Below are 24652 nucleotides of genomic sequence, written 5' to 3'. Positions count from 1 at the left end.
AAGCCATCATTTGATGGCTTTTTTTAATTTAAAACTTATTTCATCCATTTGGTCACAACGGTTGAAGCGCGTTGATATCCTGTTGGGAACAAACGCTGCAATGCATCAAGAAATTTTGCATCACTACCAATCAATAAACGGCGTTTATTTTTCAAAACAGCATCCAAGATTTGACGAGCCGCTTCTTCTGGTGGAGTACGTAGGAACTTATCAAAGTTTTGAATCGATTTAGCTGGGTCCATACCTAAAGTACTCAAGCTATCACTCATTTTTGCAGCTTTAGCAATATTGGTGCGAATTCCCCCCGGATGTACGCACAAAGAACTCACACCACTTTTTTCAATATCTAACTCTTGGCGTAATGATTCGGTAAAGCCACGTACAGCAAATTTAGTTGCGTTATAACCAGATTGAGTCGGTTGAGCAGTCAGACCAAATAAGCTCGAGATGTTAATAATGTGCCCATCTTGAGTTTGCTTAATGAACGGTAAAAATTCTTTAGTACCGTATACGACACCCCAGAAGTTAATCCCAACAATCCACTCTAAATCTTCGTAGGTCGCGCCTTCGACAGTCGAACCTAACGCAACACCAGCATTGTTAAAAATCAGGTTAACAGAGCCGTGATCTTGTACTGTTTCTTGCGCCCACTGCTTTACCGCTTCACGGTCAGACACATCAAGCTTTTTGGTAGTAACAGTAATATTGCTGTACGGCTTTAAAAGCTCGACAGTTTGTTGTAATCCTTTTTCATTAATATCACTCAACGAAAGATGGCAGCCCTGTTTTGCCAAAAGAATTGCTAACTGTTGCCCAATGCCAGAACCCGCGCCCGTAATTGCAGCGACTTTGTTTTTAAAATTTTTCATTGTCCATCCTTTGTTTTTCGATTTGCACAACCGGTTCATTGCATGTGCACTTTAGACACCTTCAATATAATTTTGACAATACACATTGTCAATATAGTACACTGTAATTTCAGATAGAATGGCACAATTCTGCTGAGGGCTTTATCATAGTGAGCATATTTGGCCAAAACCTATAAATTAGGAAACCATTCTTTAGGAAACAATTTATTTATGGCGACTAACGACTCAACCAGTAAAAAGAAAACAAAAAGTGTGAGTAAAGAACGTCAGTTCAAAGGGTTATCTCTATCTGAACGTAAAGAGGCACGCCGTGAAAAACTGATTGAAGCAGGTATTGCGACCTACGGAACGCTCGGTTTTTTTTCAGTGACGGTAAAAGATGTTTGCCAAGAGGCAAAACTCACAGAACGTTATTTTTATGAATCATTTAAGAAAAGTGAAGATTTATTCCAAACCATCTTTTTAAAAATGATTGAAGAATTACAGCAAAATCTGATGCAAGCCGTGATTAAAGCTGCACCCGATCCAGAAAAAATGGTCGATGCGGGTTTAAGAGCACTGCTGACCACCTTAAAAGATGATCCAAGATTAGCTCGTATCATCTATGTCGATGCCGTTTTGGTACAAGAATTACATAATCAAGCCACCATTCAAGAAACGCTTGCGCAATTTGATCGCATGATTCAGGCCTTTGTTATGCTAACCATGCCGCAAATTCAACACCATGAAAATGAGCTCTCTTTAATCGCAACTGGCTTGAATGGATATGTCACTCAAATTGCGATTCGATGGGTCATGGGAGGATTTGAGCAGTCTCTTGAGCAGGTTTTAACCGCATGCCGTATTGTTTTCTTATCGCTATTAGCCCAAGTTTCAAAATAATATTAAAGTTTTTTGACAGCTAATAATCTAAAAAACCGGTTAAGCAATTATGGTAATAACCCATTGAATGAATTTAAGAAGTTTAAAGTTTATATGTCATCATTTGGTCATGCCTTTGCCTCGGTTTTGTCACAAATTATTGCTAAATTCAATTTTATAGACTTTTCTGCAATGAAATTGTCATAATTAATCTTTGTAATAAGCCTGTCATAACTACAAAACGGTTCACCGTTAAATCTATAGGATATTGCGCTGTGAAAGATGACTATATTTTAATTGTCGATGATGAGCTCCCTATTCGTGAAATGATCCATACTTCTTTGGACATGGCAGGCTTTCAGTGTTTACAGGCTGAAGATGCCAAACAGGCTCATCAAATTATCGTCGACCAACGTCCGGCGCTTATCTTGCTTGATTGGATGTTACCTGGAGGCGTAAGTGGTGTGGATTTATGTCGCCGCTTAAAACGTGATGAGAACCTAGCAGAAATTCCAGTGATTATGCTCACCGCTCGTGGAGAAGAAGACCATAAAGTACAAGGTCTTGATGCGGGTGCAGATGATTACATGACGAAGCCTTTCTCAACACGGGAACTGGTTTCACGTATTAAGGCAGTTCTACGTCGTGCAAATGCATTAAGTGGTGAAAAAACAATTGATGCCAATGGTTTAATTCTTGATCCTGTAAGCCAGCGTGTTAGCTTTGGCAACAGCATTTTAGATATGGGCCCAACTGAATATCGCTTACTTGCGTTTTTTATGACCCATCCAGAACGTGCATATACGCGTGCCCAGTTGCTCGATCAGGTATGGGGCGGTAATGTATATATCGAAGACCGCACTATCGATGTGCACATTCGCCGTTTGCGTAAAGTTTTAGAACCTTTTGGTGTAGACCGATTTGTTCAGACTGTGCGTGGAACTGGCTACCGTTTCTCAACACGTGCAGATTTAGCCGCAGGTTAACCAAGATTTATGTATGAACCCTACCCCGTCCCCGAACAGGTACGTGAACAAAAACTTTCCCGCTACAGTAGTTTATGGACGTTTGCCAAACAAGATTTACGGCTCTTATTATTTTTTCTAATTATTGCCGGTTTAGTCGGTTTAGGTGTCGGGTATTTCTGGAGTTGTATTTTTATCGCCTTCGTAGTGTTTTTTACACTCCAGTTGCGTTCTTTATATCTGGTCAATGACTGGATTGCCAATAAACCTTATGATGTGCCTCCAAATCTTAACGGGATTTGGGGTGCATTATTATTTAATGTTTACCGTGCTCAGCGTCAGGAACGAATTGTTCAGGCCGAAATGGTCGGTTTAATTGACCGAGCTCAGTCTTCATTAGTTGCCCTTGCTGAGGCCGTAGTTTTAATTGATGACCAACATCAAATCGAGTGGTGGAACCCTGCTGCTGAACGTTTGTTAGGAATCAGCCCTCTCGATCGTGGTCGTAACTTATTAACGATTTTGCGCCAGCCTACTTTTATAGAATATTTTAACAATATTGATCAGGCACCTGACGGCATTAAGCTGCATTCCAACTTTGACGATGACCGTTATGTGCAGGTTAAGCTCACAAGATTTGGTGGAGAAAGTCGTTTATTGGTGGCTTACGATGTGACGCGTATGCATAACCTTGAGCAGATGCGTAAAGACTTTGTCGATAATATTTCGCATGAACTTCGTACACCATTAACCGTACTGAGTGGTTATATCGAAACCTTTACCGATCAGGAAGATATTAGCCCACGCTGGAAACGTGCATTTGACCAGATGCAATCACAAACCAAGCGTATGAATGCTTTGGTCAATGATTTACTGCTATTATCGAATTTAGAAAATAATAAGAAAATCGCAAAAAATCAGATTATTGAAATGCCGAGTTTAATGAGCCAACTCTTTGATGATGCTCAGGCCTACAATGCCGATTATGGACACACGCTCAATTTACACATTGATAGCCACTGTGACTTGATAGGTTCCGACATGGAAATTGCTAGTGCATTTAGTAACTTAATTACGAATGCCATCAAGTACACGCCAAAAGGTGGAACCATTACCATTGGCTGGCATGATGATGGCGAACATGCTTACTTTAGTGTACAAGACACGGGCATCGGAATTAATCCTAAACATTTACCACGCCTGACTGAACGCTTCTATCGTGTGGACAGTGACCGTAGTCGTCAAACAGGTGGTACAGGTTTAGGCTTAGCAATTGTAAAACACGTGCTGATGCAACACGGTGCGTATTTAGATGTGCAGTCTAAAGAAAACGAGGGATCAACATTTACCGCAGTTTTTCCAAAAGAAAGACTATATAACATGACCTAAAACTATTCCCTGCACATATAAAAAGCCGACTCATGAAAAGTCGGCTTTTTTGTATTATTTAAACCAATTTACTTAAGATTCGAGCAATACGATTTTGTCTGATTTTTCTCTATTACATTTAAAAAGTGAGTGGCAAAAGTATTACTTTGACGCAGTGCATCGCGATGATCTCCGCCATCAATCGTTTGATATATAGTTGGTTTTTTTAATTTACATAACTGCTGATAATAAGCAGATGTGCCTCTAGGGTCGACTAAATGATCTTTAGAGCCCTGAACAATCATTAACGGCACAGTCGGCACCATATTTTCAATTGACTGTTGTTTTAGATAAGCCAGAAGAGGTTTTAAGTCTGCATTAGGCAGAAATATGCTAGAAGGAGACTTCTTCAAATCAGATTGAAGTTCAGATAAACAGCGACTGCGCGCTTGAGTTAGCACCGCATTCATTTCTGCACTGACTAAGTTTTCAGGAACAATACTTGGTTCTGCTGCTTGTGCTCCCAATAACACAATCGGGAAAAAAGCGGCCACACTAGGTTCTGGGTTCGGATTAGTTTTCACATATTCTGCAATGCCTTCATATTGATAGCCGCCTGGCGCAAGAGCAATTGCCCCTTTTAAATCTAGTTCAGGTGCATCTTTTTGACCATAGGCAGACACTGCAATTGCCGCAGCCCCTCCTTGACTGTGCCCCATCACCAACCACTGTTTATTAAAGCTCTTGGGCTTAAGCAAATGTAATGCCCGCACTGCATCGACAACCGTATGTAGTTGGCTCTTTGCATTCATATAAGGATGCCCGCCCGGTGTACCTAAGCCCTGATAATCAGGTGCAACAATTGCATAACCACGTGCAAGCCAACCATCTAAAGCTTTTGAAGCAACTTCTTGATATGAGTGAACTGGTCCACCCACATAGTCACCCGAAGGTGCACAAGTATCAGCAACTCCAGTCGTACCATGCACCCAAGCCAGTATCGGCCAGCCATTTTTTGGTGGTGTTCCTTTCGGTAATAAAATAAAAGCCGATGCAACAATAGGCTCGCCCTGAATACCTCGACTACGATAATTAACCAACAAGCGCTGATCTGCATGAGGAAATAAATCTGTCACATCTTGTTGTGCTATAGAGAGTATTGAGCCTGGTTTTTCGTTCACAATTTGCTTACCCAAATCGGTAATTTGAGCAGCCATAGCAGAGCCAGACACCAAACAAATACTGCTAAATAAAATTTTAAAAAAAGAATTACTTTTTTTAATCAAGGGATTACTCCTCTATTATTTACATTACATCTATTTAAATAATTAATTTATAAAATATAAATTACCATAGAATCTTCTATATTTATATTTAACTCAAAATAATTTACATTTATATATAGTCTATTAAAATCTCATTAAATATATTTTAAAGAAATGTATTATAAATATCGTTGCAAAAATTAATCCAATTTCAATAATAAAAAATATATGCTGATATTTTCTTAATTACTATAGTGATTAAAATGTCAAAACAAAAATTTATACCCTACCTGATTTTTCTTATTCTCGGTTCTCTATCTATCCATAGTTTTGCAGACGTACAAGTCTATGGTCCGGGTGGGCCCGCACCCGCCATGAAAGAAGCCGCCAAACAATTCACCAATAAAACTGGCATAGCAGTCCATGTGACTTCTGGTCCTACTGCTCAATGGTCTGAAAAAGCGAAACTAGATGCAGATGTTATCTATAGTGGTTCCGAAGCCATGATGTCTGATTTCGAAAATACCTTTTCTGATCAAATTATAAAAGACTCGGTTGAACCTTTATATTTACGCCCTGCAGCCATTTTAGTACGCAAAGGAAATCCTAAAAATATTAAAGGATTTAAAGATCTAGCTAAATCTGGCGTTAAAGTTTTAGTTACTCATGGTGCGGGTCAAGTCGGTATGTGGGAAGATATCGCTGGCAGAACCGGAAATATTCAATTAACAAAAGCTTTTCGAAAAAATATTGCCACCTATGCAGCCAACACAGGTATTGCCAAGAAAAAATGGGAAGAAAATAGCAGCTATGATGCTTGGTTAGTCTTTAATATTTGGGGAATCAGTAACCCAGATGTTGGACAAGTTATTCCTATCGAACCAGAGCTAGTTGTCTATCGCGATACAGGTGTAGCCTTGACTAAACATAGTTTAAAAGATGCCGAGGCTAAACGTTTTGTAGAGTTCTTATCTTCACAACAAGGCAATACTATTTTCAAAAAATATGGTTGGACTAAATAATTAAAAAAAAGGGAGCCAAGCTCCCTTTTATTTTTTAAAATTATTCACTCTAGTTCACCTAGAATATATTCGTTTCAAATTAAATATACACCTGCGGCATATAAAGCGCCCAATATTAAACAAAAGGCTGAGCTGACATACCAAAATAAATCACTATTACCGACAAATTTTGACTTTAACCATGGAAAAGCAAAACCACGGATAAGAAACACTGCTGCAACAAGCGACAAAATAATTTTTGTAAAAGGTAATACCTGTATTCCCTTTGCTGCAAAGAAGGCATATGTAGCACATACTGTTAGAATTAATCCCACAGTTATAGCTGTAAAATTAGGATACCAGTGCCCTCTTTCGGCCATCTGGACAATACTTTTCCCCGCCCCTAAAAACCGAAAACCATTTGCTCCCCAGAACACACAAACAAAATGAAGTAATGCGGCACAGAATGTTAATAGTGCAGCAAGATATAGTAGAACGTTCGGAAGTGATTGCATTAGATTTTATACTAATCAATATATGTGAGATTTATTATACTTAATTATAAAATATATAAAACTTATAAATAGTTAAAATAAAATTAACTTGGTATTTAATATTTTAAATACCAAGCTTGGGTCATCTCAATTATTTACTCTCAAACTCTTTAAAATCAGCTTTTCTGATTTTTGCATGGATCCCTTTGATTTTATCTACTACTTGTGAAACTTCAAAATCAGTCGCGGCACTTAAATAGGCATACGCTGTCGCTTCATCAATACCGTATTCTTGGTTTAAGAAACGAATGGCTTCACGTGTAGATTTCTTCATCGCTTCATCAAGATCTTCATCAAGTCCCGGTGTAATCCAAAACTCAGCATTTTCAGCTAAAGGTTGTTTTAAATCTTTGCCCGGTATTTTGTCCTTACCTGCTTTAAGTAAGGTAAATTTCAACGTGGCGCGGGCTGAAGCTTCTAGTGCCGTTAATGCTACTTCGCCATCCCCTTGCGCGAAATGACTATCACCCGTATAGAATAATGCACCTTTAACCTGAACAGGATAATACGCAGTTGAACCTGCACCTAGTTCATTAATATCAATATTTCCGCCATACATTGCAGGCGGTACAGAGTGAACAGGCTCAGACGTATTGGCTGCTACCCCCATAATCCCCATAAAAGGATAGAGCGGAAAACGTATTGATTTACCAGATTCTGTTTTTAATACACCTTCGTATTCACCTTTAGCATTTTTTTCGATTGGGGTGAAAATCGATACATTTCCATAGCGTTCAGGATGCTCAGCCGATGCATTTTCTTGCTTTGCTTTTTTAGGAAACTCCCCTACTAAAGCACCTTTACCATGTCGATTTGAAATCACACCGTAAGGAACACGTGGCTCAACTTTAAGTACTTCAACTTTCAGAATATCACCGGGCTGTGCGCCTTCAATTGCAACAGGGCCTGTCACAATATGCGGCCCATCTTTATGAAAATCATGCTTTAAATTTGACTGCGTAATTGTTTTTGCATCTTCCAAGATTTCATTAGATTTGACACCTTTCGATTGAAAGAACTTTTCAGCATTACGCCCTTGGTCTTCAAGCAAACCTTCATGAGAAACCGTATCAAATGTCACAACACTACCCGACGGAACAGTAAGCACGGGTTTAGCATCTCGATTTGGTAAATAGCCCCATGTAATGGTATTTAAAGTAGATGGAACATAATAATTACCTTTATATTCCCCAGTTTGAAGTTGAGTAGGCTGTTTTGAAATTTGATTTAAAACTTTAAAATCATTGGCATGAGTGAGTGAAATACAAAGTACAGATAAAACTGAAGCTGTCAGACATTTAACTTTTAACATGATTTCAGAACCTAAAAAATATGAAAGTTACAGTAAAGTCCTGAATAATTAGCAAGCATTGTGCCAAGGCTAAAGTTGTGTAATATCTAAAAAGTGCTTCATGCTTATAAAAAACTAAATAATTTTTTTAGATTTAATAACTTATCTTCAAATAAAATTAAAACCTCGACTTAAGTCTAACTTAAATATTTCATTCTATTTTTATTTATTAATTTTTAATCATATTAATATTTTTGCTCTTTTCAGATACATATTTATAGACTAGCTTATATAAGGTACTCATTTAGATCACTTAATAATAATTATATTTTCATATAATATAAATCCAAACATAATTATAAATTTTAGGTTTATATAATTTAAATCAAAAAAAACCCTGAATAATTAAAATCAGGGTTTACTTGTTTTTAGGGAGCAATATAACGGACTAAATGGTATGTCCCATGCGCTCGCCCATTACAACTACAGACTCAGCTTTAAAACGTTTTTCCCATTCGATCTTATCTTTTTCAAATAAAATAACAGCTGTAGAACCTAAATAAAAACGTCCAAGCTCAGCACCTTTCTCTAGCTTTAACTGATGATGTTGCAATTCAATACGGCCTGAAGGTTTTACCTTGCCTGTTGCCACAGTTTCAATACCTGCAACAATCATCGCACCTACTAGAACAACAGCCATACGGCCAAGTTCAGTATCAAACAAACACACCATACGTTCATTACGAGCAAATAATCCAGGTACATTTTCAGCAGTGACCTGATTTACTGAAAATAACTCGCCTGGCACATATAACGTTTCTGTTAATGTCCCTGCAAACGGCATATGAACACGATGGTAATCACGCGGTGATAAATAAACTGTCGCGAACTCACCGTCTTGGAATGGTTGAGCAAGTTGTGGATCGCCAATGAGTTTCTCTACAGAGAAACTTTGACCTTTTGCTTGAAAGACTTCACCCGCAGTAATTTTACCAATTTGGGAAATTGCGCCGTCCGCTGGTGAGACAATGCTATCTGTATTTTCATCAATCAGACGTACCCCCTCTTTTAATGCACGGGTAAAAAAGTCATTAAAAGATTTATATTTCAGTGCATTGCCTTGTTCAGCAATCGATAAATCAATCCCATATTTAGCTTTAAACGCATGAATAGCAGCGTTTTTCACAACTGGATTTTCACTCGCAGCAACTTTACCTACCACACGGCTCAATTGATGCTGTGGTACAAGGTTTTGTGCCTTAATAAATAATTCTTTTTTTAATCGAGATGTGAAACTCACGACGGTGATTCTCCAGTAATAATAGGACTATCGAGGCGATTGCCCCATTCACTCCACGCACCATCATAGGCTTTTGCTTCCCAGCCCAAGAGTCTAGCCAGAATATAGGCCAAACCGGAACGGTGATGTGACTGGCAGTACACAACTACAGGTTGTTGTAAATCGAACCCAAGTTGTTCAAGGCGCTGCCGCGTGCGTTCAAGCGGATGCAATTTTAGATGATTTTGACGATTAAGTGCAGTACTCCATTCAAAATGGAGAGCATTTGGAATGTGACCGCCGCGTCGCGCTGCTAAACGGACACCACTATATTCATCACTCGTCCGGCAATCCCACAGTTGCACACTTTCTTGCTCAACTTGTTTGCGTAGCTCTTCATAGTTCACTCGGAACTGCGCAGCATGTGATAAATCAATCTGAATTAAGTCTGTAACAGGAGAAACTTTTTCGACTTCTGCTGTAGTGGGTAAGCCTGCACCTAACCATGCATGGATACCGCCGTTAATTAAACTGGTACGGGTAAATCCTAAACAGTGCAAATTCCAGATTAAACGCCCAGCCCATGCTCCGCCTTCATCGTCATAAACCACGACATGATGATTAGGTGAAATATTTAATTTTTCAATAAGTGCTTGTAAGCCCGCTTCATCTGGCAAAACACCAGTAGCTTCTTCTTGTTGAGCCACTAACCATTTAGGCTGTAAATGAATGGCATGTGGAATATGGAGTTGTTCATAAACCGATGCACGGCTCAAATCTATAATGCGAATATATTCATTGCCTAAATAAGGCACTAATTCTTCTGCTTCTATTAATAAATCGAGTTTAAAATCAGGGAGTGTCATCGTCATGGTTTCTTTTTATACCAGCTTATTTTCAATCTTAGCATAAGCATATATCTAACAAACTCTGATTTTCTGCTACGCTTTAGCAGAAAATCAGATATCAGCATTCTCACTTTTAAAAATAAAAATAGCGAGACTACTTTTTATTTAAACCACTTCTTCAAGTTCTTCGATTTCAAAAACCTGACGTAAATAGGCCAAGAAAGTATCGTTGTCAGTCATGGTTTTACCCGGACTATCAGAGATCTTCGCAACTGACTGACCGTTACATTCAACCAGTTTCAACACAATATTCAGTGGCTTTTGCCCCATATCGTTGGTTAGGTTAGTACCAATACCGAAACTCACCTGAAAACGATCTTTAAAGTATTGATGCAACTCCCATGCCTTTGGCAAATTAAGGCCATCGCTAAAGGTCAGCATTTTGGTTTTGGTATCAATTTTTAATTTACGGTAATGTGCATACGCCTTATCACCCCATTCATACGGGTCGCCACTGTCATGACGTAAACCATCAAATAGTTTGGCAAAATACAGGTCAAAGTCGCGTAAGAAAGCATCCATCCCTACCACATCAGTTAGGGCAATTCCTAAGTCTCCACGGTACTCTTGTACCCACGTTTCCAGAGCAGCTTTTTGGAAATCACGCAAACGTACATCAAGTGCCTGAAATGCTTGTAGGAATTCATGTGCCATGGTCCCGATTGGAGTAATGTTAAGCTCTTTAGCAAGCAAGACATTACTTGTACCACGGAACACATTTGGTACAGTTTTATGAAATGCCGCTACGACATGTTTTTGCCAAGCAAAGCTATAACGACGACGTGTACCAAAATCAGAAACTAAAAACGGTGGATCATTTGGTTGTTGAGATTTTTCATATTGCTGAATCAAATCGAGTTTTGCTTGTAATCGGCGTTCGCCTTCGGCCCAAACTTGGTCTGTTTTGATACGGCTAAAATACAACTCGTTTACAATGGCTAGGACAAAAATCTCGAACATCATCGCCTGAACCATCGGTCCTTCAATATGAATATCTAAACGGCCTTCTGCATCAATACTAGCCTGAATAAAACGACGTTTGAGTTGGAATAATTCTAAGTAATCGACAAAGTCGCTTTTAATAAAGCGTAATTTTCTTAGATATTGTAGCTCGTCTTCTTTATATTTGAGATTACATAAATGGTCGAGTTGCTCGTTTAAGTCATCCAAAATATCCACTAATGGATAGACTGTATCTTCTAAGTTTCTGCAACGAAAATGATAGACACTATGTGTTTGCGGGAATTTATGCAAAACCACTTGTAGCATCGTAAATTTGTACAAGTCTGTATCTAGTAAAGAATGGATAATTGGAGACATAGTCAATGATTATTCGCTTGCTTCTTAGCATTAAAGCATATTTTTATGGATGAATTACGAGGTTTTATACCATTGTTGCAGTTCCATGAAATTTCCTTTTAAAAATCATTTAATTTAAATTCTGCTAAACTACGTTAATTCAATTAATTATAGAAATTTGCTTTAACTATGCGCGCTTTAATACAACGAGTTCTTGAAGCCAAAGTGGTTGTAGACGGTGAAACTACAGGCGAAATCCAACACGGCCTACTGGTTTTCTTAGGCATTGGCCGAGATGATACTTTGGCTATTGGTCAAAAGCTTATTGATAAAATTTTGAAATATCGAATTTTTGATGATGAACAAGGCAAAATGGGTTGGAACGTGTCTCAAGCAAATGGTGGAATCTTGCTTGTGTCACAATTTACCTTGATGGCACAAACACAAAAAGGTTTACGCCCAGACTTTGGTCCAGCCATGCCACCTAGCGACGCAAAAGCGTTATATGAACAATTGGTTGAATATGCACATTCTCAATTTGAAAAAGTTCAAACCGGAATATTTGCTGCTGACATGAAAGTACACCTCATTAATGATGGTCCGGTGACATTCAATCTGGAAGTCGAAGCATAAATATAAAAAAACTCCCAAAATGGGAGTTTTTTTATAGCTGGATATTAACGTCCAGTTTTCTCTTTAATGAAAGCACGCGCCTGACGTACTTTATCTTTTACTGGTTTTGGTAACTTAGGTGGAATGAGCTTAGCAACTTGGTTGAACCATACCAATAGGCTGAAGTCACCTTCCATTTTAATGCTGCCGTCTTGCATACCCGTCATAAATGCTGTTGGGTCACCTTTGATCAAAGTTTTTACACCTTGCTCACTGTCTGCAAATTGCAAAATAAAATCAGCTTTTTCAGGTGCGCCTGCAACAGTATCAATCTGACCATTATTAATAATGATCTGACGTGCAACACCTAAATCTGTACCGATCTGAATACGGAATGCGCGGTCATGAATCAGTTCAATAAACTTAGGGCTAGTACGCGCCAACTGCTTCATACGCAGCACTAAACCTGCTACCAACAAATCTAATGGGTCTGTACTGACATCAACAAGAGGTAACTTGACTACAGGTATGGAAGAAAGTTTCATGAACATTCACGCCTATTGTATTTTTATGAAAACTTTAGAGCAAAACTTAGCAAGGACATACCATTGCCTGTGTTTTATGCATCAATTGATATTTTTTAGCTGGCAACGCAATCTAGATGAAACGTCAACAGACCCATCTATCGTAGCATAACTGGCTATTTTTTAATAAATGCTTTGTATAATAAAAATCACGTTTCGTAAATAAAAAAGGCATGCTGTGCATACCTTTTTACCTTTAGATAACAATTTAATTATCGGCTAGAACATTGCTGCTGATCATCTTCATATACTGGCGTGTGTTCTATATATTGGCGATTTGCCAATGCCTTTTGTGCTTGTTTATCCTCACGTAACAAAATAAATGTAACCATTACCATCGCTAGACTTAATGCAGTTAAATAACTATATGTGACTGGCATTTCAAAAGTGACTTGAACTCCAAAACGGACCACTTCCAATAGCCCCCAAAAGAACATCCCTGCAAGCATAAAACCAAGCCAACGACGGTAAGGAGAAAAGAAAACAGCAACAAGCGCGACAGCAATTAAGCTGAATCCGGCGATAGCGGCAAAATTCGCTGTTACCATAGAAACCTCCGTCTTAATGAAAACGTCTAAAAACATTCGGTCTTTAATACCCGACCTCATTCCAAAAACAACTTTAATTCATGATTTGTGTTGAAGCTTACGATGCATTATGGATGTTTTTTTTTAGAAAAAAAGACCCGTTTTTTCTTAATGCGACATACTTTGTCGCAACATTCTTTTGTCATTACATTTTTGCAAAATTCAAAAAGTTCGATTCCCTATATGGCATCAATTCTGGCGTGTCATTACAAAAAAATATGCTGTTTTTAAGGACCAAAATAAGTTTTTTTCAGATTTTTTTATTGCCTTTTTTCTGTGCAAAATTTTGTCATAACTTGCTTGTTTTTATGACTATTCTGCATAAAAAAAGCGCTACTCTGAAGTAGCGCTTAAAGCTTATCCATATAGGTTAAGCACGATTTAAATCTTTATCATGCATACCGAGTAAATAAAGCACACCATCTAAACCAACACTTGAAATTGCCTGATTTGCGTTTTGGCGTACTAATGGTTTTGCACGATAAGCAACCCCTAAACCTGCAATCGCAAGCATCGGTAAATCGTTTGCACCATCGCCTACGGCCATCGCTTGCTCTAAAGAAATTCCCATCTTATTTGCAAGTTCGCGTAATAACTCAGCTTTACGGGCACCATCAACAATTGCACCTTTTACTTCGCCTGTTACGAAGCCGTCTTGCACATCTAAAATGTTAGCGTGAACTTCATCAATACCGAGTTTGCCTTGTAAATATTCAGCAAAATACTGGAAACCACCAGATAAAATTGCTGTTTTATAACCAAGTGCCTTTAAGGTCGAGATAAGACGCTCTGCACCTTCGGTAATGGTTAAACGCTCTGCAATTTTAGGTAAAACAGCAGCATCAAGCCCTTTTAATAATGCAACACGTGCACGGAAGCTTTGCTGGAAATCAAGCTCACCTTGCATCGCTCTTTCAGTAATTTCAGCAACTTGTGCGCCTACCCCTGCTTCAATCGCCAACTCATCAATCACTTCTTGTTCAATTAATGTTGAGTCCATATCGAAACACACCAAACGGCGGTTACGGCGATAAGCGTTGTCTTCTTGAACAGCAACATCGATATTTAGTTCGCTTGAAAGAAGTAAACATGCAGCACGCATGGCTTGTGCATCTAAAGTTGGGCCGCTACTTAGACCAAACTGTACACAGGCACGACGTGGGAATGCGCTATCTCTTTCGAAGTCTACACGACCTGATAAACGCGTTACTGTTTCGATGTTAAAGCCTTGGCTAGATACAATTTTTGTAACTGCTTGTAAGTGTGCCGCAGTGAGTTCTGGGGCTAAAGCCGTGACGATATAACGGGTCCGACCACCTTCACTTACCCATTGATCGTATTCTGCGCCCGTGATTGGTTTAAAGCGCACTGTTAAGCCAATATCATGTGCTAAAATCAGAATCTCTTTCATTGCCAATGCGGTCGCAGTTTCATTATCAGAAGCGACTACAATGCCTAATGTAAGTTGATTATGAATAACAGCCTGACCTACATCCAGTATTTGCAATGAATGTACGGATAGTACTTGCATTAATCGGGTAAACTGGTTTGGTTGGTCCGGTCCTAAAAAGGATATAAGAATGATTTCTCGCATGAATTGACTCTAGTCTGAGTGACAACTATTGTAAGAATCATAATCGAATTTCAATATAATTGCCTTGGAAGTTTAACTTGATTGCGCCTAGACAAGGGCTATTTGCTAGCCTACTGATCGTTAGTTTTGCATTGCATACCTTTTTATTGGTCATTGCAACGACACACCAGCTTAATGAAAACCGTGCGAGTCAAGGTCAGCTCATGACCAGTCAGCTCGTTGCAGACAGCTTATCTGAGCTTGAACCTGCTAATACGGTGTCTTTAGCTCTGATTGCCAATCGCTATGCGACCAATCCAAGTGTTGCGTCTATTCGCATTCTTGATGCGAACAAACAGGTTCTAGCAACAAGCGGAATTTCAAAAACCCGCCAAGGCGAAATTTTTGCTCGTGATGCCCTTCAAAATGAAAAGAAAGTCGGATCTATCGAAGTTACGTTGATTCAGCCAAGTATCGGAGAAATTCTTCGTACTCAATGGCTTGCAATTTTAGCTTCTCTGTTTTTGCATGTTTTATTGTGGCTTGCCTATCGCGCGATTGCTCGCCCAACACGAAGCGAATATTTGGCACGCATTAATGAAGAAAACCGCTTGAAGCATGAAATTCAGCAGTTAACTCAAGCATTGGCTCTAGAAAAACAAAATACGGTAACTTTGGTTGCACAAGCGCAGCAACAAGCGAAAGCGAAACCAGCAGCTCGCCAACAAGCCGAGAAAACTTCAGATTCAGCTGACCAACATACGTTGGCACTCAATATTCAGTTTTATGATCCTAAACAGTTATTAAGCAGTGTTAACCAATCGGTATCTGTTCCTTATTTCAAACTCTGCCAGCTCTTTTTAAACAAGAGTATTGAGTTATGCGTTAAGCATTACCAATTGAAGCTCACAGATATTGAAGTAGTAGATGAGTTTAATGCCGAAGGCGCGACACTTGCGATTTCAACCTCTCATACGCATGCCGTAGAATGTCTGCTTATGATTGGAACCGTATTCCAATTACTTTCAGATGTTTTATATAAACGTTACCGTGAAGATAAACGTTTTGCGCTGCAAACTCGTAGTGCAACATGTAATGCTGTAGAAGCGATGCAAATCGATGCAAAAGAAGCTGCTCAACGTTTAGCACAACATCTTCACGCTAAAGAGTCGGCTTTATATCTCGAAAATGAACAACTCAAAGCAATTCAAGACAGCTACCAACTTGTTGCAATGCCAAACCCAAGCAATGTGATGACACGTCACGCATTTATGATCAATGGTATGAATGCAGAATGTGCTGAACTTGCTCAAAATATCCGGACTGAAATTTTAATGGGGAAAAAATCAATCCCACAAAATGATAGTCCAAGTAGTGCAGCTTCATAAAAAGTAACTACGCGCATCAGAACCTAGCCTTTTGGCTAGGTTTTTTTTATTTAAATTCATGGCTTTTATTTAAAACCACTCCATTTTCTTATGATTTATTTGTATAAATAAATCTCGATCTATTCTTAGATGTCACAAATTTGGATAAATCAGAATCATAGGCAAAATTCTCTAAACAGCGTAAACTATGCAAAATTTATTAAATAGAAATTGTCTTACGACAAAAAAAGGTGAAAGCGAATGCCGCTGAGTCGTGTTGAAGATCTTGTCGCCGATATTCGTGCAGGCAAAATGGTTATCTTGATGGATGACGAAGATCGCGAAAATGAAGGTGATCTTGTCATTGCAGCAACGCATGTTCGTCCTGAAGATATTAACTTCATGATTACCCATGCACGTGGTCTAGTTTGCCTAACGCTAAGCCGTGAGCGCTGTAAACAGTTAAACCTTCCATTGATGGTTGACCAAAACGGTGCTCAGCACAGTACAAACTTTACCTTATCAATCGAAGCCGCTGAAGGGATTACCACAGGTATTTCAGCAGCAGAGCGTGCACATACAATTCAAGCTGCTGTCGCAGCGCATGCAAAACCAACTGATATCGTACAGCCGGGTCATATTTTCCCGTTAATGGCACAACCAGGTGGTGTTTTACATCGTGCAGGCCATACCGAAGCAGGTTGTGATTTAGCACGTTTAGCAGGCCTTGAACCGGCTTCTGTCATTTGTGAAATCATTAATGAAGATGGCACAATGGCACGCCGTGCAGATTTAGAAATTTTTGCTGAGAAGCATGGCTTAAAAATTGGTACAATTGCGGACTTGATTCACTACCGCATGACTAATGAGCAAACGGTTGAACGTCTGGATCAAAAAACCATTCAAACAGAATATGGTTCATTTGAACTTTATCGTTATCGTGAGATTGGTAACCCGGACATTCATTTGGCTTTAGTTAAAGGCGAGCCAAAAGAAGGTATTACAACAGTACGTGTGCATGGTTTTAGTCCAATTCGCGATTTGCTTAAGCTAAATAAAGCTGATGGTGAACCTGCGTGGAACTTAGACCGTGCCCTACAGACGATTGCAGCGAGTGATCGCGGTGTTTTAGTCTGGATCGGTCAAGATCATTTGCAAGACTTGGGACCAGCGTTGGATGATTTAAATAAGCCAAAACCGGTGAAATCCAATGCAGCACTTTCACATCAATATCAAACCATTGGTGTCGGTGCTCAAATTTTGCGTGATTTAGGTGTTGAAAAAATGAAGCTTCTTAGCTCACCATTACGTTTCAATGCCTTATCTGGCTTTAATTTAGAAGTAGTGGAATATGTCACTGCTGATCAAATCACAACGAAATAATCGAGGTTGCTATGGCAATTCGCCGTATTGAAGGTTTATTACATCTCGCAAGCGAAGGTCGTTATGCGATTTTAGTGGGTCGTTTCAACAGCTTTGTTGTTGAACACTTATTGGATGGTGCAATCGACACATTAAAACGTCACGGTGTAAATGAAGATAACATTACTGTTATTCATGCTCCTGGCGCATGGGAACTCCCGATTGTTGCTAAAAAATTAGCTACATCAAACCAGTTTGATGCAATCATCGCACTTGGCGCAGTGATTCGTGGTAGCACACCACACTTTGACTTCGTTGCAGGTGAATGTGCAAAAGGTTTAGGTGTAGTCGCGTTAGAAAGCAGCTTGCCTGTCATCAATGGTGTATTAACTACTGATAGCATCGAGCAAGCCATCGAACGTTCAGGTACAAAAGCAGGAAACAAAGGTAGCGAAGCTGCTTTAACTGCAATTGAAATGGTTAATTTATTAAAGGCAATTTAAAGCATGTCTCAAACACTGCAAGCCGCTTATGCAGCAAAACGTAAAGCACGTCGTTTTGCTGTACAAGGTATTTATGAGTGGCAAATGAGTCACAACCCTGTACATGAAATCGAAGCACGCACCCGTGCTGAAAATGCAATGCACAAGGTAGACTTAAACTACTATCACGAACTGCTAACACAAGTGATTGCACAGCACGAAGATCTTGATGCATTACTTATTCCGGTACTTGACCGTGAACTTAGTGCACTTGATGGTGTAGAGCTAGCAACATTACGCTTGGGTGCTTATGAGTTACGTGATCATTTAGAAGTACCTTACCGAGTAGTTCTAGATGAAGCTATTGAACTCGCTAAACACTTTGGTGGAGCAGATAGCCATAAATATATTAATGGCGTTCTAGATCGTTTAAGTTCAACACTACGTAGTGCTGAAAAACAACAAGCAAACTAATAGGTTTGAAGTTGATATGGCTGAGTTTTCTATTATTGACCAATACTTTAACAGACAATCTTACACAGATGTCACCTTGGGTATTGGAGATGACTCAGCCTTAATTACCCCTCCCGTAAACCAACAATTGGTGATCTGTGCAGATACACTCGTTGCTGGACGTCATTTTCCTCTTGATACCTCTGCCCATGCAATTGGCTGGAAAAGCGTAGCTGTCAATCTTTCAGATATTGCAGCAATGGGGGCAAAACCGCATAGTATTTTACTGGCGCTCAGCCTACCTACAATTGATCATGAATGGCTTGAAGGATTCAGTCAGGGAATTTATGACTGCTGTAATCAATTTGGGGTTGCTCTCATTGGTGGAGACACGACCCAAGGCCCTCATCTCACCATTACTGTCACAGCCATGGGCTGGGTTGAAAACGGACAAGCCGTTTTACGTTCAGGTGCCAAAGTCGGTGACTATGTTTGTGTGAGCGGTCAAGTTGGTGATGCCGCGTATGGTTTACAGCACCTAGGTCATCCATTACAAGAAAGACTAGACTACCCGACACCACGTTGTCAGCTTGGACAACAGCTGAAGGGATTAGCATCTAGTATGATTGATATTTCTGATGGATTAGCCCAAGATTTAGGCCATATCTTAAAAGCTTCAAACGTCGGTGCCCGATTACTTTTAGAAAAGTTACCAATTGATTCAACGCTACAAGCACTACCAGAACAACAGCGCTGGCAATATGCTTTGGCCGGTGGTGATGATTACGAATTATGTTTTACAATAACACCGCAAAATTATGAAAAACTTTTGCAAAAACAACTAGACATTAAGATTACAATGATCGGAGAGATCATTGAGCAAACACAACTAACTTTTGAGCACTTGGGTTCAGATTACCCATTGCAAATTCATGGATACCAACACTTTGCATAAGCCACCGATTCATTTTAAGGACATGTCTTGGTTCAACCGCTGCATCGTTTTCTGTGGAGTTGGTTTCGGATCTGGTCTCGCACCTAAAGCTCCCGGTACTTTTGGCTCTGCCTTTGCCCTACTTTTCGTTCCAATCTGGTTATCGCTTGGCTTTAACTTAAGCTTGATCGCTATCCTTATCATGTCCTTGGTAGGAATTTATATTTGTGGTCAAACTGCAAAAGTTATTGATGTACACGATGATGGTCGAATTGTGTGGGACGAGTTTGCAGGTCAATCTATTACCTTCCTTCCCCTGCTTTATTTACAACAAATGAATTGGATGTGGGTGATTGGGGGATTTATATTATTTCGGATTTTCGATGTTTGGAAACCTTGGCCTATACGCGTTATTGATCGTCAAGTGCATGGTGGTTTTGGTATTATGCTTGACGATATTATTGCCGGTGTATGGGCTGCTCTTTGTACACTAATTATTATCCATTTGAGTTAAATCATTAGAGTTATTCATGTCAACTACCGTCATTATTCTTGCTGCAGGCAAAGGAACGCGTATGCGTTCTCAGCTTCCTAAAGTATTACAACCTTTAGCGGGTCGCCCACTTTTAGGACATGTCATTCAAACAGCAAAAAAAATACACGCAGAAAATATTATTACGATTTATGGACATGGTGGTGACCACGTCAAACAAACTTTTGCACAAGAAAAGATTCAATGGGTTGAACAAGCAGAACAACTAGGTACAGGTCATGCGGTACAAATGACCTTACCCGTACTTCCTAAAGACGGTATTTCATTAATTCTTTATGGTGATGTACCTTTAGTACGTCAAACAACGCTAGAGCAACTTGTTGAAGTTTCAAGTAAAACGGGCATTGGCATGATTACTTTACATGTCGACAACCCAACAGGTTATGGTCGTATCGTTCGTCAAGAAGGTAAGATTCAAGCGATTGTTGAACATAAAGATGCAACAGAAGCTCAGCGTCAGATTCAAGAAATCAACACAGGTATTTACTGTGTTAGCAATGCAAAACTTCATGAGTGGTTGCCTAAACTTTCAAATGAAAATGCGCAAGGCGAATATTATCTAACTGACATCGTAGCAATGGCTGTTGCAGATGGTCTAGAAATCGCATCTATTCAACCAGAACTCGCTTTTGAAGTTGAAGGTGTCAATGACCGCTTACAACTTGCTGCACTTGAACGTGAGTTCCAGCAACAGCAAGCAAAAGAGCTTATGCAACAAGGCGTAACTTTTGCTGACCCTGCACGCTTTGACTTACGCGGTTCTGTGAAAGTTGGACATGACGTTCGTATTGACGTAAATGTGATTATTGAAGGTGACTGTGAACTGGGCGATTTTGTAGAAATCGGCGCTGGATGTATTCTAAAGAATACAAAAATTGCCGCAGGCACCAAAGTTCAGGCCTATAGCGTTTTTGATGGCGCAGTTGTAGGCGAAAATGCTCAAATTGGACCATTTGCACGCTTACGTCCAGGCGCTAAATTGGCAAATGAAGTACATATCGGCAACTTTGTTGAAGTTAAAAACACAACGATTGGATTGGGTAGTAAAGCCAACCATTTCACCTATTTAGGTGATGCAGAAATCGGTGCTGAATCGAATATTGGGGCAGGTACGATTACTTGTAATTACGACGGTGCAAATAAACACAAAACCACTATTGGCGATGCCGTTTTTATCGGTTCTAATAGCTCGCTGGTTGCTCCGGTAACCATTGGGAATGGCGCAACAGTTGGTGCGGGTTCTGTGATTACGAAAGATGTAGCCGAACAAAGTCTCTCCTTTGAACGTGCGCAACAAATTTCAAAAGCAAATTATCAACGTCCCCAAAAGGTTAAAAAATAAGAGGATTGAAGTATGTGTGGTATCGTCGGAGGCGTTGCAGAACGTTGTGTAACCGAGATTTTAATTGAAGGTTTAAAACGTCTTGAATACCGCGGTTATGATTCTGCGGGTGTTGCTTTACTGAATAACCAACAAATTTTACGTGAGCGTCGTGTAGGTAAAGTAATCAATCTTGCCGATGCAGTTGCTGAACACCAGCTTACAGGGGCTATCGGGATTGCACATACCCGTTGGGCAACACACGGTAAACCAACTGAAAACAATGCTCACCCGCATATGTCTGGTAAGGTTGCTGTTGTACATAACGGTATCATTGAAAACTACCAAGAATTAAAAGATGACCTTCAAGCTTTAGGTTACGTTTTTACTTCTCAAACAGATACTGAAGTTGTTGCACACTTAGTTGCTGAAGCATTAAAAAGTACAGATAGCCTTTTAGAAGCTGTTGAAACTGTTGTACCTCAGCTTAAAGGTGCTTACGCGCTAGGTATTATCCACAGCGATTATCCGGATGAACTGATTACTGTACGTGAAGGCTCACCACTCGTGATTGGTGTAGGTATTGGTGAAAACTTTATTAGTTCAGACCAACTTGCACTTTTGCCTGTAACTAACCGCTTTATGTACCTAGAAGAAGGCGATATTGCACGTCTTACTCGTACTTCAATTGAAGTATTTGCAAATGGCGAACGCGTTGAGCGTCCAGTACGAGAGCTTGATGCAACTGTAAGTAGTGCATCAAAAGGTGAATACAAACACTACATGCTCAAAGAAATTTATGAGCAACCAGAAGCAATCAAGCAAACAATTTCTCAAGCGCTTGATGGCAACAGCTTACGTGATGATTTCTTGAAAAATGCTGATGCAGATTTCAACAAAATTCAAAGCGTACAAATCATTGCGTGTGGTACAAGTTACCACTCAGGAATGATTGCGAAATATTGGTTTGAGCAACTGATTGGTGTGCCTTGCCAAGTTGAAATCGCAAGTGAATTCCGCTATCGCACTCCTGTAATTGTTGAAAATACACTTTATATTTGTATTTCACAGTCAGGTGAAACTGCCGATACTTTAGCTGCACTACGTGAAACTCAAAAGCGTGCGAAAGCAAACAATATCGATATTCAGACTTTGACTATCTGTAACGTTGCTACGTCTTCAATGGTTCGTGAAACTGATCATCACTTATTGACGCTTGCTGGCCCTGAGATTGGTGTTGCATCAACTAAAGCGTTTACGACTCAGCTTGCTGCGCTTATGTTGTTAATCTTGAAAATTGGTCAAGTTAAACAACGTATTAGCCCTGCTCTTCTTGAAGAAATTACACGTGAGTTATGGCACAGCCCGAAAGTTATTCTTGATACGCTTAAACATGATCCAGAAATTTTGCGTTTGTCTGAATTATTCGTTGAAAAAAATCACTGCTTATTCTTAGGACGTGGTACGAATTATCCAATCGCATTAGAAGGCGCATTAAAGCTAAAAGAAATTTCATATATTCATGCAGAAGGCTATGCAGCTGGTGAGTTAAAACACGGCCCATTGGCACTTGTTGATAATGAAATGCCAATCGTGATTCTTGCTCCAAATGATGAAATGCTTGATAAGCTCAAATCAAATATGGAAGAAGTTCAGGCACGTGGTGGTGAATTATTTGTTTTCGCGGATGAAAATAGCGGAATCAGTGAAAAAGACCGTCAACACGTTGTACATATTCCAGCAGTAAACGAATGGTTAGCTCCAATCGTTTATAGCGTACCAGTTCAGTTATTGTCTTATCACGTTGCTGTATTACGTGGTACAGACGTTGACCAGCCACGTAACTTGGCTAAGTCAGTAACTGTAGAGTAATAATCAGACATGCTATCTATGCCATAAAAGGTGTAGATCGCTTCTGTTGATTAGAAAGCCCGATATGCATTAATTGCCTATCGGGCTTTTTTATTGCGTTCATATCGCTACACAAGCGCTTTTACGTGAAAGAAAATCTAGTTTGATAGTAAAGCCCCTCTAGGACCCTGTGTCACAACGGACTTTTACTTTTGCGCTGATTTAAAGTTTGAGAGATCATTGCGACACAGAGATAAAGGAGCTAAGCGAACTTAGCCCATTTCAGTTTTGTCGCAGCGTCGAATGATGCCGAACAAGTTAGGGGCAAAGTCCTGTGGGAGATCAGGACTTTGCAAACTGGTGTGTTTTAAACGTTGTACGGTTTGAGGCGAATACACCTGTGCAAGCTGTTGGCAAATACAATCGCAACTGGCTTGCATGTGTTCACCTGATAAACAAATTCTTTTAAATTCCTGCTGAGCATTGGCTTCATCATTTGTAATACTGTAAGCACCGACCACAAGGTTTAAAACTAATATAAATTTATGAAGTTTCATATTATTCTCATGATTATTTATATCTTTAAATAAAATAAAAATATGATCAATCTTAATATTAAAATAATTTTTTAAATAACAATTAACCCTCCCATAAATATAGGAAAATAAAATAATTAAAATTTTAAAATAAAAATAATTTATAAATTTAAAAAATCAGGTTGAAAGAGTCCCAATTTTAAATAAATAAAATTATTAACTGAGAGAGAAAATAAGTTTAAATAGTGGCATGGCCAACTCCTTAAAAATGGAGTCCTACCACCAAATCACCGTCAATTGATTAGGGTGGCAGAACGAAAGAGGGTTGACAGACTAGACCTAGCGACCAGCACGCGCGAACGCGTCCCCCTTCCGCCCTACCATAGAGAAAAAGGGGGCACAAAGGTTCCACATGGGAAATACTCAGAAAGTATAACCCATTTGCTAAGTACGGTCTGTCAAAACCGTCTGGCAATGTAGGCCAGCAACGAAATATTAATCTGTATAATAAAGAACGTCAATTTATTTTAATGAAAAAGTTTAAATATAATAATTTAATTAATGTTTATATAATATTTTCCTTATTTTATATTTATAGCTTTTAATAAAATTTAAAATATAAACATGAGTTATATATATTTAGTTAATAAAATAGATTAATCGTTAATTCTAATTTAACAGTCTATATAAATATATAGAGAGATATTGCCCGATCATGTAACTTGGCTAAGTCAGTAACTGTAGAATAATTTAAAAATATCGTGTTATGAAAGTCAC

The 24652-nt window shown here is 39.2% G+C and carries 24 protein-coding genes and 1 pseudogene; 14 read left to right on the top strand and 11 right to left on the bottom strand.

Annotated elements, in window-relative coordinates; genetic code table 11:
- Positions 1 to 35 precede the first annotated feature (35 nt).
- Positions 36 to 869, bottom strand: coding sequence for an SDR family NAD(P)-dependent oxidoreductase (locus tag ACYU0V_RS00560; protein WP_002121857.1), 834 nt, complete (start codon positions 867 to 869; stop codon positions 36 to 38).
- A gap of 210 nt (positions 870 to 1079) precedes the next feature.
- Here ACYU0V_RS00560 and ACYU0V_RS00555 point away from each other — a divergent pair, with 210 nt between their 5' ends.
- The 3 genes from ACYU0V_RS00555 to phoR all read left to right on the top strand — a co-directional run bounded on the left by ACYU0V_RS00555 (position 1080) and on the right by phoR (position 4084).
- A complete protein-coding gene (locus tag ACYU0V_RS00555; protein WP_031949648.1) occupies positions 1080 to 1751 on the top strand; it encodes a TetR/AcrR family transcriptional regulator in 672 nt (223 codons plus the stop codon).
- Between the two features lie 254 nt (positions 1752 to 2005).
- Positions 2006 to 2716, top strand: coding sequence for a phosphate regulon transcriptional regulator PhoB (gene phoB / locus ACYU0V_RS00550; RefSeq protein WP_000650776.1), 711 nt, complete (start codon positions 2006 to 2008; stop codon positions 2714 to 2716).
- A 9-nt stretch (positions 2717 to 2725) separates the two neighbouring features.
- Positions 2726 to 4084 carry a phosphate regulon sensor histidine kinase PhoR gene (gene phoR / locus ACYU0V_RS00545; RefSeq protein ID WP_005300516.1) on the top strand — a complete coding sequence of 453 codons (1359 nt, stop codon included), beginning with the start codon at positions 2726 to 2728 and terminating at the stop codon, positions 4082 to 4084.
- A 68-nt stretch (positions 4085 to 4152) separates the two neighbouring features.
- On the opposite strand, the gene ACYU0V_RS00540 is transcribed toward phoR, so the two are convergent.
- Positions 4153 to 5349 (bottom strand): alpha/beta fold hydrolase, encoded by a 1197-nt coding sequence (locus tag ACYU0V_RS00540; protein WP_461848655.1) that lies wholly within the window; start codon positions 5347 to 5349, stop codon positions 4153 to 4155.
- 242 nt (positions 5350 to 5591) lie between these two features.
- Between ACYU0V_RS00540 and ACYU0V_RS00535 the strand changes: the two genes are divergently transcribed.
- The gene (locus tag ACYU0V_RS00535) at positions 5592 to 6350 is read left to right on the top strand and encodes an AcfC family putative adhesin (protein ID WP_461848653.1); all 759 of its coding nucleotides are present in this window, start codon (positions 5592 to 5594) and stop codon (positions 6348 to 6350) included.
- Between the two features lie 74 nt (positions 6351 to 6424).
- Here the strand turns inward: ACYU0V_RS00535 and ACYU0V_RS00530 are convergent, their stop codons facing one another.
- The 5 genes from ACYU0V_RS00530 to pncB all read right to left on the bottom strand — a co-directional run bounded on the left by ACYU0V_RS00530 (position 6425) and on the right by pncB (position 11681).
- Positions 6425 to 6844 carry a hypothetical protein gene (locus ACYU0V_RS00530; RefSeq protein WP_461848652.1) on the bottom strand — a complete coding sequence of 140 codons (420 nt, stop codon included), beginning with the start codon at positions 6842 to 6844 and terminating at the stop codon, positions 6425 to 6427.
- A gap of 130 nt (positions 6845 to 6974) precedes the next feature.
- The gene (locus ACYU0V_RS00525; RefSeq protein ID WP_461848651.1) at positions 6975 to 8195 is read right to left on the bottom strand and encodes an acetamidase/formamidase family protein; all 1221 of its coding nucleotides are present in this window, start codon (positions 8193 to 8195) and stop codon (positions 6975 to 6977) included.
- A 427-nt stretch (positions 8196 to 8622) separates the two neighbouring features.
- On the bottom strand, positions 8623 to 9474 hold the full coding sequence (gene asd, locus ACYU0V_RS00520) for an archaetidylserine decarboxylase (RefSeq protein WP_461848650.1): 852 nt from the start codon (positions 9472 to 9474) through the stop codon (positions 8623 to 8625).
- On the bottom strand, positions 9471 to 10319 hold the full coding sequence (locus ACYU0V_RS00515) for a sulfurtransferase (RefSeq protein ID WP_017398995.1): 849 nt from the start codon (positions 10317 to 10319) through the stop codon (positions 9471 to 9473). The genes asd and ACYU0V_RS00515 overlap by 4 nt, the downstream gene beginning before the upstream one ends.
- A 147-nt stretch (positions 10320 to 10466) precedes the next feature.
- Positions 10467 to 11681 carry a nicotinate phosphoribosyltransferase gene (pncB, locus tag ACYU0V_RS00510; protein ID WP_005078724.1) on the bottom strand — a complete coding sequence of 405 codons (1215 nt, stop codon included), beginning with the start codon at positions 11679 to 11681 and terminating at the stop codon, positions 10467 to 10469.
- A gap of 168 nt (positions 11682 to 11849) precedes the next feature.
- Between pncB and dtd the strand changes: the two genes are divergently transcribed.
- Positions 11850 to 12293, top strand: a complete 444-nt coding sequence (gene dtd, locus ACYU0V_RS00505; RefSeq protein WP_032005029.1) for a D-aminoacyl-tRNA deacylase — start codon at positions 11850 to 11852, stop codon at positions 12291 to 12293.
- 44 nt (positions 12294 to 12337) lie between these two features.
- Here dtd and ACYU0V_RS00500 read toward each other — a convergent pair whose 3' ends face one another.
- Together ACYU0V_RS00500 and aciT are read right to left on the bottom strand one after the other, a co-directional pair.
- Complete coding sequence (locus ACYU0V_RS00500) at positions 12338 to 12817, bottom strand: hypothetical protein (RefSeq protein ID WP_002119134.1); 480 nt, start codon at positions 12815 to 12817, stop codon at positions 12338 to 12340.
- A gap of 251 nt (positions 12818 to 13068) precedes the next feature.
- The gene (gene aciT / locus ACYU0V_RS00495; RefSeq protein ID WP_002119105.1) at positions 13069 to 13404 is read right to left on the bottom strand and encodes a ciprofloxacin tolerance protein AciT; all 336 of its coding nucleotides are present in this window, start codon (positions 13402 to 13404) and stop codon (positions 13069 to 13071) included.
- 113 nt (positions 13405 to 13517) lie between these two features.
- On the opposite strand from aciT, the gene ACYU0V_RS00490 reads away from it, so the two are divergent.
- Positions 13518 to 13790, top strand: coding sequence for a hypothetical protein (locus tag ACYU0V_RS00490; protein ID WP_016803107.1), 273 nt, complete (start codon positions 13518 to 13520; stop codon positions 13788 to 13790).
- 23 nt (positions 13791 to 13813) lie between these two features.
- Here the strand turns inward: ACYU0V_RS00490 and serB are convergent, their stop codons facing one another.
- Positions 13814 to 15037 carry a phosphoserine phosphatase SerB gene (gene serB, locus ACYU0V_RS00485; RefSeq protein WP_057069122.1) on the bottom strand — a complete coding sequence of 408 codons (1224 nt, stop codon included), beginning with the start codon at positions 15035 to 15037 and terminating at the stop codon, positions 13814 to 13816.
- A 59-nt stretch (positions 15038 to 15096) separates the two neighbouring features.
- Here serB and ACYU0V_RS00480 point away from each other — a divergent pair, with 59 nt between their 5' ends.
- The 8 genes from ACYU0V_RS00480 (at position 15097) to glmS (ending at position 23360) form a co-directional block, all read left to right on the top strand.
- Positions 15097 to 16404: a hypothetical protein gene (locus tag ACYU0V_RS00480; RefSeq protein ID WP_014207968.1), complete on the top strand. Its 1308-nt coding sequence runs from the start codon at positions 15097 to 15099 to the stop codon at positions 16402 to 16404.
- A 240-nt stretch (positions 16405 to 16644) separates the two neighbouring features.
- The gene (gene ribBA, locus ACYU0V_RS00475; RefSeq protein WP_069124340.1) at positions 16645 to 17766 is read left to right on the top strand and encodes a bifunctional 3,4-dihydroxy-2-butanone-4-phosphate synthase/GTP cyclohydrolase II; all 1122 of its coding nucleotides are present in this window, start codon (positions 16645 to 16647) and stop codon (positions 17764 to 17766) included.
- 11 nt (positions 17767 to 17777) lie between these two features.
- Positions 17778 to 18248: a 6,7-dimethyl-8-ribityllumazine synthase gene (ribH, locus tag ACYU0V_RS00470; RefSeq protein ID WP_002119264.1), complete on the top strand. Its 471-nt coding sequence runs from the start codon at positions 17778 to 17780 to the stop codon at positions 18246 to 18248.
- A 3-nt stretch (positions 18249 to 18251) separates the two neighbouring features.
- A complete protein-coding gene (gene nusB / locus ACYU0V_RS00465; RefSeq protein ID WP_002119137.1) occupies positions 18252 to 18701 on the top strand; it encodes a transcription antitermination factor NusB in 450 nt (149 codons plus the stop codon).
- A gap of 16 nt (positions 18702 to 18717) precedes the next feature.
- A complete protein-coding gene (gene thiL / locus ACYU0V_RS00460; protein ID WP_461848647.1) occupies positions 18718 to 19635 on the top strand; it encodes a thiamine-phosphate kinase in 918 nt (305 codons plus the stop codon).
- Positions 19613 to 20128 carry a phosphatidylglycerophosphatase A family protein gene (locus tag ACYU0V_RS00455; RefSeq protein ID WP_016143831.1) on the top strand — a complete coding sequence of 172 codons (516 nt, stop codon included), beginning with the start codon at positions 19613 to 19615 and terminating at the stop codon, positions 20126 to 20128. Before thiL ends, ACYU0V_RS00455 begins: the two co-directional genes overlap by 23 nt.
- A gap of 16 nt (positions 20129 to 20144) precedes the next feature.
- The gene (gene glmU, locus ACYU0V_RS00450; protein WP_032005035.1) at positions 20145 to 21509 is read left to right on the top strand and encodes a bifunctional UDP-N-acetylglucosamine diphosphorylase/glucosamine-1-phosphate N-acetyltransferase GlmU; all 1365 of its coding nucleotides are present in this window, start codon (positions 20145 to 20147) and stop codon (positions 21507 to 21509) included.
- Positions 21510 to 21521: 12 nt separating this feature from the next.
- Positions 21522 to 23360, top strand: coding sequence for a glutamine--fructose-6-phosphate transaminase (isomerizing) (gene glmS / locus ACYU0V_RS00445; RefSeq protein ID WP_086399886.1), 1839 nt, complete (start codon positions 21522 to 21524; stop codon positions 23358 to 23360).
- A gap of 241 nt (positions 23361 to 23601) precedes the next feature.
- On the opposite strand, the pseudogene ACYU0V_RS00440 reads toward glmS, so the two are convergent.
- Positions 23602 to 23896, bottom strand: a pseudogene (locus tag ACYU0V_RS00440) (hypothetical protein).
- Positions 23897 to 24652 lie beyond the last annotated feature (756 nt).

The sequence above is a fragment of the Acinetobacter sp. X9 genome (assembly GCF_054889255.1).
This window is presented reverse-complemented; position numbering and strand designations above follow the sequence as displayed.

What these genes read in the sequence shown, in the direction of transcription:
- glmU (WP_032005035.1), top strand. Translation starts at nt 20,145, where the DNA reads ATGTCAACTACCGTCATTATTCTTGCTGCAGGCAAAGGAACGCGTATG.
- serB (WP_057069122.1), bottom strand. Translation starts at nt 15,037, where the DNA reads ATGCGAGAAATCATTCTTATATCCTTTTTAGGACCGGACCAACCAAAC.
- thiL (WP_461848647.1), top strand. Translation starts at nt 18,718, where the DNA reads ATGGCTGAGTTTTCTATTATTGACCAATACTTTAACAGACAATCTTAC.
- pncB (WP_005078724.1), bottom strand. Translation starts at nt 11,681, where the DNA reads ATGTCTCCAATTATCCATTCTTTACTAGATACAGACTTGTACAAATTT.
- ACYU0V_RS00525 (WP_461848651.1), bottom strand. Translation starts at nt 8,195, where the DNA reads ATGTTAAAAGTTAAATGTCTGACAGCTTCAGTTTTATCTGTACTTTGT.
- phoR (WP_005300516.1), top strand. Translation starts at nt 2,726, where the DNA reads ATGTATGAACCCTACCCCGTCCCCGAACAGGTACGTGAACAAAAACTT.
- ACYU0V_RS00490 (WP_016803107.1), top strand. Translation starts at nt 13,518, where the DNA reads ATGTTTTTTTTTAGAAAAAAAGACCCGTTTTTTCTTAATGCGACATAC.
- dtd (WP_032005029.1), top strand. Translation starts at nt 11,850, where the DNA reads ATGCGCGCTTTAATACAACGAGTTCTTGAAGCCAAAGTGGTTGTAGAC.
- ACYU0V_RS00535 (WP_461848653.1), top strand. Translation starts at nt 5,592, where the DNA reads ATGTCAAAACAAAAATTTATACCCTACCTGATTTTTCTTATTCTCGGT.
- aciT (WP_002119105.1), bottom strand. Translation starts at nt 13,404, where the DNA reads ATGGTAACAGCGAATTTTGCCGCTATCGCCGGATTCAGCTTAATTGCT.
- glmS (WP_086399886.1), top strand. Translation starts at nt 21,522, where the DNA reads ATGTGTGGTATCGTCGGAGGCGTTGCAGAACGTTGTGTAACCGAGATT.
- ribH (WP_002119264.1), top strand. Translation starts at nt 17,778, where the DNA reads ATGGCAATTCGCCGTATTGAAGGTTTATTACATCTCGCAAGCGAAGGT.
- ACYU0V_RS00455 (WP_016143831.1), top strand. Translation starts at nt 19,613, where the DNA reads ATGGATACCAACACTTTGCATAAGCCACCGATTCATTTTAAGGACATG.
- ACYU0V_RS00560 (WP_002121857.1), bottom strand. Translation starts at nt 869, where the DNA reads ATGAAAAATTTTAAAAACAAAGTCGCTGCAATTACGGGCGCGGGTTCT.
- ribBA (WP_069124340.1), top strand. Translation starts at nt 16,645, where the DNA reads ATGCCGCTGAGTCGTGTTGAAGATCTTGTCGCCGATATTCGTGCAGGC.
- ACYU0V_RS00515 (WP_017398995.1), bottom strand. Translation starts at nt 10,319, where the DNA reads ATGACACTCCCTGATTTTAAACTCGATTTATTAATAGAAGCAGAAGAA.
- ACYU0V_RS00500 (WP_002119134.1), bottom strand. Translation starts at nt 12,817, where the DNA reads ATGAAACTTTCTTCCATACCTGTAGTCAAGTTACCTCTTGTTGATGTC.
- ACYU0V_RS00530 (WP_461848652.1), bottom strand. Translation starts at nt 6,844, where the DNA reads ATGCAATCACTTCCGAACGTTCTACTATATCTTGCTGCACTATTAACA.
- ACYU0V_RS00555 (WP_031949648.1), top strand. Translation starts at nt 1,080, where the DNA reads ATGGCGACTAACGACTCAACCAGTAAAAAGAAAACAAAAAGTGTGAGT.
- nusB (WP_002119137.1), top strand. Translation starts at nt 18,252, where the DNA reads ATGTCTCAAACACTGCAAGCCGCTTATGCAGCAAAACGTAAAGCACGT.